At 62.3% G+C, this 15097-nt stretch carries 7 protein-coding genes; all 7 read right to left on the bottom strand.

Going from position 1 to position 15097, the window contains the following annotated elements; translation table 11 throughout:
* Positions 1-39: 39 nt before the first annotated feature.
* Positions 40-2220 (bottom strand): type III secretion system export apparatus subunit SctV, encoded by a 2181-nt coding sequence (sctV, locus tag QWY76_RS12960; RefSeq protein WP_290311680.1) that lies wholly within the window; start codon positions 2218-2220, stop codon positions 40-42.
* A complete protein-coding gene (locus QWY76_RS12955) occupies positions 2217-2549 on the bottom strand; it encodes a tetratricopeptide repeat protein (RefSeq protein WP_290311679.1) in 333 nt (110 codons plus the stop codon). The genes sctV and QWY76_RS12955 overlap by 4 nt, the downstream gene beginning before the upstream one ends.
* Positions 2546-2944, bottom strand: a complete 399-nt coding sequence (locus QWY76_RS12950) for a hypothetical protein (RefSeq protein ID WP_290311678.1) — start codon at positions 2942-2944, stop codon at positions 2546-2548. The genes QWY76_RS12955 and QWY76_RS12950 overlap by 4 nt, the downstream gene beginning before the upstream one ends.
* Before the next feature lie 13 nt (positions 2945-2957).
* Entirely contained in the window at positions 2958-4211 is a 1254-nt protein-coding gene (locus QWY76_RS12945; protein ID WP_290311676.1) for a SctD/MshK family protein, read from the bottom strand.
* Between the two features lie 151 nt (positions 4212-4362).
* The gene (locus tag QWY76_RS12940; RefSeq protein WP_290311675.1) at positions 4363-4560 is read right to left on the bottom strand and encodes a hypothetical protein; all 198 of its coding nucleotides are present in this window, start codon (positions 4558-4560) and stop codon (positions 4363-4365) included.
* A 417-nt stretch (positions 4561-4977) separates the two neighbouring features.
* Entirely contained in the window at positions 4978-6555 is a 1578-nt protein-coding gene (locus QWY76_RS12935; protein WP_290311674.1) for an SAM-dependent methyltransferase, read from the bottom strand.
* A 30-nt stretch (positions 6556-6585) separates the two neighbouring features.
* Positions 6586-14940: a LysM peptidoglycan-binding domain-containing protein gene (locus tag QWY76_RS12930; protein WP_290311673.1), complete on the bottom strand. Its 8355-nt coding sequence runs from the start codon at positions 14938-14940 to the stop codon at positions 6586-6588.
* Positions 14941-15097 lie beyond the last annotated feature (157 nt).

Below are 15097 nucleotides of genomic sequence, written 5' to 3'. Positions count from 1 at the left end.
CTCCATGCACAGGGGGTGGATTGTCATTGATCGACACACTCATTGGGCCTTGCCTTTGGGGGAACTCGTCGCTTCATTGATGCCGGTGCGTGACGGCACCTGCGGCAACTGCACCTGTGCCAGTGACTGCAGGTTGAATTCCGGCGCCACTTCCGGCCAGGCGATGACCGGCAAGTCCAGCTCATGGCGCTTCGACCATTGCTGCAGCGCCGGCCGTACGTCGGCGGAGGCGATCACGACGGGGGCCATGTCATCGTCCAGCTTGTCCAGTCGCTGCTGAAACCACTGGCTCAGCGAGCGGGACAGCGTCACCGGTAGCCCCCCGCCCCGGGGGGCGCCATCACCATCGCGTTGTGATGCGCGGATGGCATCCTCGAGCTGGCGGGTCACCACCCAGGCCGGCAGCACACGGTCCGCTCGCGCGAAGCGATGGCAGATCTGACGAGCCAGGGCGGTACGGATGCGCTCGGCCAGGCGCGGCACGCTCTGCTCCTGCGGCCCCCAGGTCACCATCGCCTCCAGGATGGTGCGCAGCGCGCGCAGGGGGATGCCGTCATCCACCAGGCGACGCAGGATGTCCGACATCTTCTGCAGCGACACCACGCGTACCGCCTCCCCCACCAGTTCCGCGTAGTCCTGCTCCATGCCCGACAACAGGGCACGTGTCTCCTGGATGCCGATGAACTCGCCGGCGTAGCGGGCCAGGATGCGCTCCAGGCAGTGGCACAGCACCTGATCGACCGTCCGGTAGCCGATGCCGGCCTCATCGAGGCGCTCGAGTTCCGGGGTGGCGACCCAGTGCCCGGGGCGGCGGCTCAACAGCGGCGGGTGACTGACAGATTCGACCCCGAGCAACTCCAGGTGTACGGGATCGTCGTCGAGCAGGACACGGTCGACGGGTATCTCGCCCTTCATGATCGGCACTTCGTCGAGCTCGATGCCGAAGTGATGCGCTTCCAGTGCCGCATCGACACCCAGACCGACGCTCGGCAAGTCGATGCCCAGGTCGTCACCCGCCCGGCGTCGTGCCTCGTCGAGCCCCTGGCGGAGAGTCTCGAGCACCAGCGCCTCGGCCAGTGACGTGGCCAGCGATAGCACCACCCGATGCGGGGCCGCCTGGGTTGCCGCCGAAGTAGTAACGGTCTCCGATGTTGCCGCCGCCGAGGGCGAAGAAGGCATCTCTCCCCTCGACTCCACCGTCGGTGCGGTGTCCGGCATCATGTCCCCGGCGAGCCGGAGTTCACGACGACGAATCACCCAGGCGGCAAAGCCGAGCCCTGCCGCCAGGCTCAGGAATACCGTGGAGGTGAACCCCGGGATGAAGGCGACGAAGAACAGGATCACGGCGGTCAATCCCAGTGCCCGTGAGTTCCTGCCGAGTTGGCTGACGATCTCGCTGCCGAGGTCGCCGCTGTGGTCGGAACTGACCCGCGTCACCACCGTGCCGGCGCCGACGGCGATCAGCAGTGCCGGGATCTGGGCGATGAGCCCGTCCCCGACGGTCAGCAGCGAATAGGTGTTCACCGCCTCGCCGAACGACATGTCACGCTTGACCATGCCGATCGATAGCCCGCCGACCAGGTTGACGCACAGGATCACCAGGCCCGCGATGGCATCGCCCTTGACGAACTTCATGGCACCGTCCATGGCTCCGTAGAGCTGGCTTTCCTGTTCCAGGCGCTTGCGCTTGGCATGCGCCTGGGCCTGGTCGATTTCGCCATTGCGCAGGTCATTGTCGATGCTCATCTGCTTGCCCGGCATGGCGTCCAGGATGAAGCGGGCGGCCACCTCGGCGACGCGTTCCGCGCCCTTGGTGATCACCAGGAACTGGGCCACGGTGATGATCAGGAAGACCACCAGGCCGATCACCACCTCACCGGCAATGACGAAGTTGCCGAACGCCGAGACGATCTGACCCGCATCCCCCTCGAGCAGGATCAGCCGCGTGGTGGTGATCGACAGCGCCAGGCGAAACAGCGTGGCCAGCAGGATGATCGGTGGCAGCGACGAGTATTCGACCGGATGGGTGATGTAGAACGCCACGATCAGGATCAGCAGGCTGAAACCGATGTTGAGGCCGATCAGGGCATCCACCAGGGCGGTCGGCAACGGGATGATCATCATGATGACCGCCAGCACGATGAAGATGGCGATCACCACGTCGCTGCGTTGCGCAGCGCGTTGGGCGATGACGTTGAGCTTGGTGAAGGCGCCGTTCATGTGTCGCCCCGGCGCTGCATGTACTCACGAAAACAGTGCCGGGCATCGTCCTCGCGCCCCTCGGACCAGAGTGCCCGGCTCTGCAGCAGCATCAGCGTGGGCGAGGAACCTTGTAGTTGCTCGAGGCGGTCGATCGCATTGAGCGCACGCCGAGCGTCACCGACAGCGATGAAGGCCCGGGTCAGTGTATGCAGAATGCCCGGGTGGACAGGAGCGATGTGCGCAGCCAGCAGCAGCAACACGAGCCCACGCTTGTGGTCGCCACTCTTGGCATAGAGGTGTCCCAGCATATGCAGCAGATCTGCGGCATTACGATCGCTATCGTTCATGAATGGCTTTCCCCGGCCTCGGCATGGCGCTCCGCCCACTCCAGCCGCTGGCTGATCTCCTCGGTGAGTACCTGGGCGGCCAACTCGGCGATGTCGACGTCAGTGTCCATCCCTGGCAGTACGTTATCGACGATGTGCTGCAGCAGTTCGATGCTGCGTTCATTGCTGTAGAGCGACGGATCGCTGGCGGTAGGCAGCGTCAACCGCTCGATCTGCTCGAGCAGCGAGCCGTGGTCCTGGCGGCGTGCCTGGCTGCTTTCCACGGCTCGCGCGAAATCGGCCTGGCGTTGCGGGTCGACGGGGCGGTGGCCACCGGTGTCATCGACACGCGCCGCCGACTCCGGGCTCCCGCGGAGCCGCTGGGCGTCATTGGTCCGGTCGGCAGTGACTTTCATCGGGTCCATCCCGCTAGAGCGTCAGGGAAAATTCATCGTCGCCACGGCGCACCGTGACACGGCTGTCGCCGATCTCGGCGAGCACCCAACCCTCCCGCAACGCGGCCCCTGGATAGAGTCTCTCGCCCCGGGCGTCGATGACGTAGGGGTTGTCACCGAACCACACCGCCTGGAACTGAAAGGCCGGGGCGTCGAGCGCCAGACCCGGCCGGGCATCGCTGATCAAGACCTGACTGCTGCCGTGGTGCTGGTCGAACCAGCGTTGCACGTCGCGCCAGGCATCGTATCTTTCCGGGGCGAACTCACCGGAAACGACCAGGTGGTTACCGGCATCCCGAACCTGCAGGCTGTCGAGACCGGCTTCCTCCAATTGCTGGGCCAGTGCCTCGCTCGGAGACAGGGAGGGTGTCATGAGCAACCGGGCGGCCTCGGCCGCCTGTGGGTGCAGGAAGGCGGCGGAGTGCAGGGCATGGGGAGAAATGCTGGCGTCGGCCTTGCCGACACCGACGAATTGATAAATGCCGATGAGCGCCACCGCCATGCACAGCGCAGTGACGGCCGCACTGCGCTTGACGAAGGTACCAGGCACAGCGCGACGTCGAGGCATCAGGCGTTCACGCCAGCGCTTCGGGACCGCAATCTTGCTCCCCTGTTCGCGTATCCACCGGGATGCTGGAGCCAGACACCTACCGAGCCAGCGGGCACCGGGGGAGACGAACCGCCTCACACCCAGGAAAAGCGGGGAAAGCGCCCGATGAATGGCGTTAAGGCCGGGGGCAGCGAACCCGCCGATGGCGTGGAGAGCGGGGGGAACCCTCTGCCTGGCCGCTTGCAGCACACCAGTGATGGACTCTCCCGTGGCACGGTAGACACCTTTAGCGATTTCCTGGATAGCTTGCACGGCCGGCGGCAAGGACAGTTCCGGCCGGGAAAGCTGCAGCCTCACCTCACCGATATCGAGCGTCACCGGTAGCGCGGTTCGCCAGCCGGTCCCGTGCGGGAGCCGCTTGCCATTGACCTCGATATCTCCCCCCACGGCCTCGATGGCGACCATGCGGGCATGGAAGCGCAGGGTGGCATGCTCGGCGACAACGGCATCGTCACTCAGCATCACGTCGGCATGCCGCGAGGACCCGATCCGACAGACCGGCTGTTCGACGGGAATGGCGACACCACGGTGGAGACCACGCGTGACCTCCAGTGTCGAGAAGACATCGGTCGTCGGCAACAGGAAGGTGCTTATGGATGTCATGAATGCGGAGGCCATGAGGACACCTGCCATCAGGAATTCAAGCCACCCCCCAAGGACGAGCGGCTAGTGAAAAAGTAACTGGCGTCCCTCGCGTGCAATGTCGATTGTTGCCAACACGCCAGGCGTGATTCAGCGGGCGGTGACACCACCGCCCGCCCTGACAACGTCAGTTATTCGGCCGCGCCGCCCTGGCGGTGTCGACCTCTGTGTTGCCCTCGGTCTTGGTCTTGCTGACCTCCATGGACTTGTTGGCAGCGTCTTCAAAGACTTTCTTCAGTTCGTTGACATCGATGCCGCCACTACCGGAACCGCTCACCCCCTCTGCACCGTTTTCCTTCTTGGGCATCAGTTTGAAAAGGACCATGGCATTTCTCCTTTACTGGCCTGTGGAATTGGAATGGAACATTCTTCTGAACCCCTTGCCGTCTATTCACAGACATCACAGCGACTTCAGATCACGGCTACGCCAGCGGGGTTACCAACCTACGGGTTCATCATAGATAAGTGAAATGACAGTGCAATTGCCGCAGGAGAAAAAACCAGATAAAAATGTTACCAAACAGAAACCTTTGGTTTTATATTATTATTAGCACACATAATTCATCACGCAGCGCTATGTATCAACCCAATTATAACGCCATACAATAAATACAAGAGGCGATCTCTATCATCACTAGAAACCACTCCCATGCCGTTGCTTATTTTCAAACTTATCAAGCATGGCCTTTTAATGGACGCTTGGCCGGAGCTGGTCGATGTGTGGGGGGGGAAAATGCCGGGTTCATTTCCCCTTGATGCCGTTTGAAAGCCAGGCATCGGCACCGTGACGTTCGGCAAACGGAATCGCCACGCCACGGAGCAAGCGATCCTTCATCTCCGGCACCGACAGGGCAGTGACAACGATGTAAACATCGTGGCAGGCCCGAACTTTGAGGTTGCTGGGCCACCGGACATGACCATCATCGCCGACATGCCCACTGCTCAGCACCCTACACCGGTGCAGAGAAGACATGGCGGTGACCAGACCGCGCATACGTATGAAGTGAACATAATGGCCGGGAGGCAGGGCACCCTGGTTCGACGCCCTGTTCAAGGCCTTGATATCACCAAGATGATAGAGAAGTGCCCCCCCCTCGGGAGGCACCATTGCTACCCGCGGTGTCAAGCTACTTGACCGCTGGTTCACAACGTCGTCGCCTGGCGTCCCGCGAGCCTTTTCCTGGACCAGGGCAAAGAAATTGGCATAATCCTTCCCCAGTAGCCCCAAGGCCCTGTTTCGCTCCCGGGTATCGGCTTCCATCGCCAGATCCGCCCTTAATCCGTGCGCCTCCAGAAAAGCGGGTTGCGTATATAGGCCCTTCGGGGCAGATGTCGTGGAAACGGGCTTCAGCCCGACACGCGCCCCGACTTTCGACAGCACGACAGGATCGACGTGAGACGTCATATCGACCGCACCGGGATATCGATACCCGATATCCAAGGGGTACTGCTCCCAGTCAAAGACAGTGTAAGGCGCTTGCCTGATGACACCCGGCCGTCCATAGTCGAAAGTCAGCACATAGCCCTCATCGAGGGCCACCCCGAGCTCACGCATCCAATGCATGGCCCTGGCGTTGACCGTCAACCGCTCGCCATCAGGCTGTGCCGCGATGGGGAACAGCTTGTTCAGGTCCAGGAGCACGGCGGCGAGAGCCGGACTCGGCGACCGCTCCTCTTCGACGAAGGCCCCGTGGGAATCGACGGTGACGTAAATCTCCCTGAGCTCGCCATCCCGAACCACGGCACGGTGCACCGGAAAGGCATCGGGGAGTTCGTTGGACAGCAACACGCCTCGTACCTTCCGCAACGGCAGGCTGTCTGCGTTGGCGTGGACCCAGCGAACCCGTTTCTTTCCCGCCAGGGCTTCCCGCTGACGCATGATCAGAGCCCGGCTGCACTCCACGATCGTATAGCGAAGCGCGCCATGAAGCTCGACGTGGTCGGCCTGCAAGGTTTCGATGATATCGTGAGCCAGCGTACCATTGCCCGCCCCCATCTCGACCACATCGAAGCACCGGGGACGGCCCATCGCCGCATGCATATCGACCAGCGCTTTCGCGATCGTACGGCCAAAGTAACGACTTCGCTCCGGTGCCGTGAGGAAATCGTCGCCACTGGTATTGCCGATCGAGACGATTCCCGAATTGTAATACCCCCCCTCCCCGTCGAGCCCATAAAGAGAGCGGTCCATGAACTCGGCAAAGGGAATGCCATCCCTCGTCCGGACATGCTCGACCAGCGCACCGACAAACCGGGGATCGAGCCGCAAGTCCAGCGCCGGATAGGGATTCGCTTCATGCCTGGCAACTCGTGAGTTCATCGGCCGAGTTTCCCGTCGATCTCGATAGCGCTAGGCCAGTTCCCGCTTTGGCAGATAGACCCGGTCCCCCGGTTGCAGAGCACCGGGATCACCGATATGGCCTAGGTTGAGCTCCACCACTTCCGCGACATCGTGTCCCCGGCTGATGGCGATGCCTCCCAACGACAGGTGTGACTCGACCTCGACCCAGTCATGCCCTCGGTGCTCAAGCTCCAGATTGAAACGGGCTCTCTCATTTCCACCAAGAGGTTCTAACTTAGGTCCTTCATCTTCGTGGCCATTTTCATCATCACTCGGAGGCCCTCCCATGGGTGCCTCATCCACTTCCTGGTCATTCTCTTCATCATTCGGAGGTTCAACCGTAGGTGCCTCATCCACTTCCTGGTCATTCTCATCATCACTCGGAGGCTCTACCGTAGGTGTCTCATCCACTTCCTGGTCATTCTCATCATCACTCGGAGGTTCTACCGTAGGATCTTCATCCACATCAAGGTCATCTTCTCTTTCGTTTCTTGAGTTGCTCCAAGCCACTGCAGCAGATGACGCTGCAAAAAAACCCAATCCAATTCCGTAGGTAAGGGGCGTGGTAAGAGTTGGCTTCAGCTTCGACTCACTTTTCTGTGATGATGCTTCAGACTCACCATTCATCCTAGGCAATGTCGAATTTTCTTGAGGAAGTTTCGTCGAAGACGACGTTACTGGCCAAAGCTTCGTGATAATTGGCTTGACACCTTTCTGCCATGTAGCACTCCCCTGCACCCACAAGAGTGCCGACCCAGCAACAAACAGGCCTCCTCCAGCAGCTCCCGTGGCATCAACGAATGCACCATGATCTCCCCCCCTGAGGCTCGATGCTGTATAGGGAACACTTCCAGCTAAATATAACGGGAGTGCGACATCATCCGCGTAGGGTGCAAATGGCCTCCCTGTCGTAGCCTCAACGTAATTTTTAATTATATATGCCAAATGACCCGCGCTATAGGGAAGATTTATATCGACATTACTACCCTGCATCACTGCGTTCGCAGAGCCAGGAAGATTCACCGACAGCGTACAGAACTCCAGCCCACGAAGCACGCGACCCCAGAATTGATCCACCTTAGTGTGATTGGGAAGGCGCGATCTCGCAATCAAGCTGGCACCACGCGCCGCGAAGGCGATGGCATCCGCGAGCGGATGAGTGGAAAGGGAAGCACCCGCAGCACCAGCAACACCAAGAATTGAGCCGATAACCTTCTCAGATCGACTTTTCCTTTGAGGTGTCTCACTACTTCCTTGCGACCGATACTGCTGACTTTCAATAGTTGCTGGTGGCACTTGTTGTTCGGATGTGTTCTTCTGGGTCGTCTCCGAAAACTGTGTGATATGACTGGGCTTCTCGGCCGCTGGCGGTGACTGTGGATGATGCGCCGACAGTTTCGACGCCATACTCCATAGACCTTTGCCACTATAGAGGGCGAAGGGCAGGCCCTCGCCTCTGCGGAAGCGCTCGCGGATCTGGCTAGCCGACAACTCGCTGACCACCGCGTAGATCCGGCCATGGCGGTTGGCGACATTGACCTCCCGGCCGGCCGGCCACCGGAAGTGACCGCCATCGTCCACCACTCCACTACGAGGCACCGTCCCACGCTGCAGCGCAAAGGTACCGGTATCCAACTCGGGGGGGCGAATCAGGTGAACGTAATGCCCCGGCGGCAACGCGCCATCGTTCGATGCCCGATTCAGTGCCTCGATGTCCTCGAGGCGATAGACACGAGCAAGGCCTTCGGTTTCCGGCGATAGCGACCGAACGCGCGCTGCCGCCTGGGTCGAGGATGCCTCGGTCAGCCGCTGCTGTGTCTCGACGGCGTGATCGGCCATTCGCGTCTGGGTGTCGATCGCCGGTCTGGCAAGCCGGGCCGCGATGGCTTCGATATGCTGAGGATTGATGCCGTCTCCTTGATCGGGCACGTGGCCTTCCGCGGCACCGCGGATCCACGGCATGAGCACCCTTTCGTCGGTTTCCGGGTCGCGGATCAGGATATGCGTCTTGTCCGCCACCGCCGAAGAGTCGCCGCGCTCCGCCTGAGCCCCCTCCGATTGCACGTAGATATGTCCTTCGGACTCGGGATAGGCCCCGTATACCCGATCCGCGATCGTCTCGCCCGTCGCTTCGCTGAAGTAGCGGCGAGGCCGGGCAGCCGGCACCGGAGAGGCACTGGTCTCCCCGAAAGTGGGATTGCGCACGAACTCGCCGACGAAGTTGCCATTTGGGTCCACCTGACGCCAGCCCAGCACCTCGTTCCATGAGATGCTGCCGTCGACGGCCATTTCGTTCACTTGCCCCATGTGGTCGCTGACGGGATGCCCCAGGGCCTCGAATTCTCCGGGAACGTGGAGGCGCTTGTTACTCGGATTGAGGATGTAGACGAACGTGTGCCCCAGATGCTTCGCCGCCCGGGACTCCTGCGAGACGAAGGCCTTGATGCCCTCGACCGAACCGCTGGTGCCGACGAAGCGTCCCGGCGTATTGGCAAGCACATAGTTGCTTAGGCTGACGCCCTTGGGATCATCCACCCAGATCCCCGTCGGCTCACGGGGATGGAAGCCGCCAGCGGCCTCGATATCCTGTGGAGAGCGCGTATCCGCCCGGAAGACGTAGGGGCCCATATTGCCTCGCGACCTGCCGCCGTGAGGGGGATGGTTGGCCGCGGTAGGCGTGGGGGACTCCCCTCCTGAACGGGCCTGCAACGCTGCGGTATCGATGGCCTCCGAGCCGGCACGCACGTGCGCCGTCGGATAAAGCCTCGTCGTCGTGGAAAACTCCCCGGACGTACTCCAAGGGGTAGAAGTGCGGTTGAGTTCCGGTAAAGAGGGGGGCGCTTGCTCCCTCGCCCCCCCCTGGTTCGGCCACGACGCCCGCAGCCCCCGGTACCCCATCCCGGTCCCGAAGATACCGCTGGCCACCCCCATGACCGCCTCGTGCCGCTCGAGACTCGACATCTCCTCCCAATGCGCAGCGATATTGTAGCCGGAGTAGCCCAGCAGCGGTGCACCGATCCCCATCGCCCCCACGTCCGCCCAGCGGGCCGCCGAGAAAGCCCCCCCCGGCTGCGAGAGCAGCTGCGACGCGTGGGCGTATTCCGGCGCGTAGCGGGCATGATTCGGATCCAGTCGACGGGCGTTGAACGCCCCGATGCTGGTGCGTGCCGCCACTGCGCCGTCCACCCCGCGCGCCGTCATCGCGGCGAAGCGCAGCCCGCTCGACACCATCGGCAATACGGAGGTCGCCAGCATGGCGCCTTCCATCACGCCTTCCGCGCTCGCCCAGGAGCGGCCATGCCGTTGCATGCTGGCCAGATTATCGATGCTGCGTGCGGCAAAGTAAGCCCCCCCTGCGAAGGCGATTGGAGCAGCGACCGGCGCCAGCAGCGGCATGAAGGCGGCTACCGTCGCGATGCTGGTCCCGATGCCGATGATCGGGTCCAACCACTCTTCGGTGAAGCTCTTCTCGCGGGCCTGCTGCCATTCATATTGGATGTCGCCGCTGATATCGGCGATCTCCGCGAGATTCTCCGGCACATAGACCTGGCCGTCCTCGGACAGGTAGTTGTTGTACTGGAAATCGGCGAAGTTGCGGTACCGGCTGCCGCTGTCATCGATGAGCCAGGGGTGGGTATCGTCTTCGCCCATCCGGAACAGGGCCGTGTCGTGGTAGGTACCATCTTCCTGGTAGAGTATGGGGATGATCTCGACCTCATCTCCATCGTCACCGAGGTCCCGGATCTGATCGGCCACCGGGTCGATCAGCTCGGCATCTTCCGTGCCGAACACTTCGCCCAGGCTCTCATCCAGTTCCTCGTCGATGGTGACGACACGCTCCTCCGGCAGGGTATCCAGTCCCGCCTCGACACGCGCATCATCGGCCTCCTGATCCTTGAATGCAGTGACGATCTCGGGCCAGTTATCCGGATCGAGGCGATGCGTCTCCTCCTGTTCCAGCAGGTGCGCGTTGAACCGACTGGATCTCTCGATATTTCGCCGATGCTCGTCATTCTCTTCCAACGATTCGCGCAGGGATGCCACTTCACTCTCCAGGGCGTCCAGCTCATTGGCTAGCTCCAACTCTGGATGCTGGTCCTGCCACTCCTCCGGAGCATTCTCCATCGAAGAGATACCCGCTTCCCCGAGGCCTATCTGGGTGAGGATACGCGCCTCACGACTGTCGGTGAGGGCCTGCTGGGCCTGGAGGTAACCACCCTCCAGCTCGAGATAGGCGTCCTCCCACTGCCAGGCTTCCGCCGGCCCCGGCCCTTCTGATGCCGGTGCGGCCGAGGTGCCGCCGTCGAGCAGTTGCCAGGTCGACGGCTGGGCGGCACGATAGGCTTCCATTCGGGCGTGCCACTCACTCGCCTCGAGAGAGTCGCGCTGCTCCTCGAGCAGCACCAACGCCTCCTGTGCCGCGGCCACTTCGGGATGCACCCAGCGCATCCCCTCCCCCATCTCATCATCGATGATCGGCACCAGCACCGGGTCCACGTCATCGGGCAGGGAATCGGTGAGTTGCTCCGTCCCGCCACGGCCGTACTCCTCGACGGTATCGTCATAGGAAGTCTGGGCTTCCTCCTTGGCCGTCGTGGCCTCCTCCAGGCTGCCTCCGGCGACCCAGTCCGCCCACTCCTGGTCGAGCCGTTGCTGCGTCTCGCTACGTTCCATTCCCTCGGAGACGTCACCCGGCGCATAGGTCAGCGGGGTTTCCAGGGTGTGGTTCTCGTAGATGATCGTCAGATGGAGCTGGCCGTCTTGCACGGTGACATTGACGTCGTTCTCGCTGAACCGCCCGGCAGACTGCATGCGTCCTTCTCCCCGAAGGTCGCGGCTCGCATCATAGTAGCGATAGTTGTCGCCGAAGCGATCCGGGTGCTGTTCCCGATAGGCCTCGAGCACCTCGTCCTCGAGGCGTTCATACTCCGCCAGCCGCTCCTCGGCGTCGTTCAATACCTCATGGGCCGCGGCGACCTCCGGGTGCACATACCAGGTCTCACCGTCGTCTCGCTCGATCGGTACCGTGGCCTCCCCATCGGGCACCAGCGAGCCATCCCCGAGCCGTTCCTCAACGTCATCGAGGCTCTGCTGGGCAGTGGCGATCTCGCCATCCTCGCCCTCGAGCCCCGCTCGCTGTTCCGCGAACTGCTCGGCGAGCATCTCCTGGTAGGCTTCCCTGGCCTCGTTATAGCTCTCCGTGACATCGATCAGGCCATCCTCGGCGCTGGCCCGATCCGCTTTCCAGCGCGTCCAGTCCTCATCCACCTGCTGTTGTGCTTCCGTACGCCCGGCTTCACCGGGGGGTTGGGTGAGCTGGATTTCCACTTCCTCGTGGGCGTAGGTATTCACCAGATAGAGCTGCCCGTCCCGCTCGATGACGTCCTGCTCCAATAACTCCCCGGTATTCTTGTCTCGGGTGGTTCGTCCCCCTCGACCTTGGGACGTCACTTCATATTCGTATCCCTCCGCCTCGAAATAGTGCGGATTCTCTTCACGTTCGGCATCGAGGGCGCTTTGCCGGATATCATTCAGCTCGAGGGGGTCGCCGCCGCGCATCAGGCTTTCCCACTCCTGGTCGAGATCCCGCGCCTGATCCGGACGATCCCCCGGGGCGTCCCCCGGGGCATAGGTAAGCTGGACCTCCTCCTCCTCGTCCATGTTCTCGTAGGTGTTGACCAGCCAGAGCTGCCCATCCCGCTCGATGACCTCCTGTTCCAGCAGCTCACCCGTATGTTTCTCCTGTGAGCCAGCCCGGCCACGGCTCACGGTAAATTCATAACCGTCCTCATCGAAATACCGTGAGTACTCCTCGTCTTCCTCATAGAGTGCCAGCAACCGCTCCTCGATATCCTGCGCTTCTTCCTGACGCGCCTGCCATTCCCGCTCCGCGTCGAGATAATCGATCCAGGAATTGACGTCCTCCAGCCGCTCTTGCGTCTCTTCCAGTGAGTCCTCGGGTTCCGGCAGCTCCCAGTAGACGCCATGAGCCTCGCCCGCAGCGTTGAGGCGCTCGAGGGCAGCGCTCCCGGCGCCCTCGTGCTCCGGCTCGAGGGCGTAGATATCCAGCTGCAACTGCCGTTGCATGACGGCTGACAGGGCCTCGTCACGGGCGCGACGCGCGGCCTCCTCCGCCTCGATCGCCTCGACCAGCTCGGCGTCCACCCAGACCCATACCCCGTTGCGCCGCACGGCCTCCCAGTCACCGCCGGAGGGCGCCTCTTCATCGGGTGGCGTACCCGGGTCGTCGCCGGCCGCATCGGAGGCGGGCTTGATGACGTCGTCCGCGTCACCTTCGTCCCCGAGGATCTCGTCGATGGCGGCTTGGGTCTCCTCCTCCAATCCGGCGAGCTCCTCTTCCAGCTCCTCAATGCGGGCCAGCTCCTCGCTACCCAGCAGGATACTCTCGAGAATTCCCTGGAGGGCCTGCTCCTCGTCCGAGTCGCCGTCCAGCCCCATCAACAGCTCGGTGAGCGACTTCTCCGGCGTCGCGGGTTCGATGTCGACTTCCAGGCCATCCTCGTCGCGCCGCAGTGTCATGCTCCCATCCGGCGAGGTGGTCAGCGTATAGCCATTGTCGGTCACCTCGACCGTGGTCTGCGTGGCACCCTCGATGACCACCGTTTCGCCTTCGTGGATGACATTGGGGTCGCGAGGCGAATCGAAGAGTTCGGGGTTACTCTCCTCGAGTTCCTCCAGTGTCACACCGTGGCGTTCGGCAATGGCGATCAGATAGTCGCCATCCTGGACCTCATACTCGATGGCCTCTCCATCGTTCTCCGCCACCGTGGTCGTCCTGGTTTCACGCCCGTCGGCGTCGATCACGGTTTCGATCACCGTGCCATTGCCATATTCGGTCCGGCGAGTCTCGTTGCCTTCGGCGTCGATATAGACCGAAGAGTTGCCGGTGCCTCGCCCGGAGCTGTGACTCGCGATCACCTCCTCGCCATCTTCCGCATCGACGATGCTGGTGGTGTATTGTTCACCGCCATTGCCCAGGGCATTGGTCTCGGACTGGATCACGTAACCTGCCGCCCGCAATTGGGCCTCGATTTGCTCACGGGTCAGATCACGCTCCTCGGCGATAGCATCGATGCTCTGCCCAGCGGCGAGGGCCTCGGCGATGCCGTCGATGCCCTCGCGGGTCGTCTCCTGCCCAGGATCAAGTGTCGTGCGCTCGCCGTCTTCATCGATGATCGTGGTGGTGGTTTCGCCATCGTCACCGGTGACTTCCTCGACCGTCACGCCATTTTGCTCGTATGTGACCGTCTCGGTCGTCTTTCCATCGGCATCCACCTGCGTCTCGGTCTTGCGACCATCCGGCTCGGTTACCAGCGTGGTGGTGCTGCCATCGGGGTGCACGGTATGGCGTACCTCGTTGCCATCGTCATCGGTCCGCTGAGAGACCGTCGTACCATCGGGCTTCGTCTCCTGATGGACCAGCGGCTCCCCGCTCTCTTTATCGGTGATCTCGGTGGTATTGCCTAAGGAGGGGCCCTGGCCCGTCCTGTCCGATTCGACATCGAACCCGGCCGCCTCGAGCTGAGCGACCACCTGGGCACGGGTCAGCCCCTGCTCCTCTGCGATCTCGTCGAGGCTCTGCCCGTCGGCGACACCGTCGACGATCTCGTAGGCGCCCTCGCGGGTCGTCTCCTGCTCGGGATCGAGCTCGGTGCGATTGCCTTGCTCGTCGATCACCGTCGTCGTGGTTTCACCATCGGCATTCGTGCTCTCCTCGACCACTACGCCATCTGGCTGTTCGGTGAACCTGTATTCGACGACTGTCTCATCCGTTTCGCCGTCGACGATTTCGACCGTGCTCTCACTGCCGTCATCGGATTGGGTGGCCTCTACCTCCAAGCCGCCCGCCTCGAGTTGGTCGAGAACATCCAGGGGGCTGATGCCGTATTCCTCGGCGACCTGGGCAATGCTCTTGCCCTCGGCGACGTCGTCGACGATATCCTCTGCCGTGGCCTCGTCGGTCTCGATATTGTCCACCGGCTCGACCGTAGGCACGTCCTGGAGTGGATCCTCGCCTCCCGCCGGGGCGTAGCTATCGGGAATGAGATAGGGGTCGTCCTGGTTCACGCTGAGGTCCAGGCTCATCGCCTCCAGATATTCCGGCGAATAGACGCCGTAGCCGGGAAAAGGCGTGCTGTTCGTGGCCTGAACCGGATGGAAGGTCGTATTGCCGCCGTTCCACTGCACCGGGGTCGCCACTTGCGGCGCGGAATATTGCGGTGGGTTCGGCGGCGGCGGGGGGGGCTTGGCGGCAGCCGTTGCGACGGCCTTGGCGAAAAAGGCCGCATTGCCGGCGAGGGCGAGTTTCGGGCTCAAGCGCAATATCGCGGGTATTCTGGCCATGACGATCTCCGTGCCTTACCGCTATCTCCCTGATGGCCGCTCATTCGACATCCTCGCCACAGGAAGAGCTCGGCGTATCGATGCACGCCGATATTCATCGACGATGCGCCCCTACCCGGCCACATCATGCTCGGCAGTGTGTTCAACCAGCGTTGCT

The organism is Halomonas maura (genome assembly GCF_030409305.1).
Taxonomy (GTDB): Bacteria; Pseudomonadota; Gammaproteobacteria; order Pseudomonadales; family Halomonadaceae; genus Halomonas; species Halomonas maura.
Note: the sequence above shows the minus strand (reverse complement) of the source record. Positions and strands in the feature narration are given on the sequence as shown.

What these genes read in the sequence shown, in the direction of transcription:
- QWY76_RS12955 (WP_290311679.1), bottom strand. Translation starts at nt 2,549, where the DNA reads ATGAACGATAGCGATCGTAATGCCGCAGATCTGCTGCATATGCTGGGA.
- QWY76_RS12930 (WP_290311673.1), bottom strand. Translation starts at nt 14,940, where the DNA reads ATGGCCAGAATACCCGCGATATTGCGCTTGAGCCCGAAACTCGCCCTC.
- QWY76_RS12940 (WP_290311675.1), bottom strand. Translation starts at nt 4,560, where the DNA reads ATGGTCCTTTTCAAACTGATGCCCAAGAAGGAAAACGGTGCAGAGGGG.
- sctV (WP_290311680.1), bottom strand. Translation starts at nt 2,220, where the DNA reads ATGAACGGCGCCTTCACCAAGCTCAACGTCATCGCCCAACGCGCTGCG.
- QWY76_RS12945 (WP_290311676.1), bottom strand. Translation starts at nt 4,211, where the DNA reads ATGGCCTCCGCATTCATGACATCCATAAGCACCTTCCTGTTGCCGACG.
- QWY76_RS12935 (WP_290311674.1), bottom strand. Translation starts at nt 6,555, where the DNA reads ATGAACTCACGAGTTGCCAGGCATGAAGCGAATCCCTATCCGGCGCTG.
- QWY76_RS12950 (WP_290311678.1), bottom strand. Translation starts at nt 2,944, where the DNA reads ATGAAAGTCACTGCCGACCGGACCAATGACGCCCAGCGGCTCCGCGGG.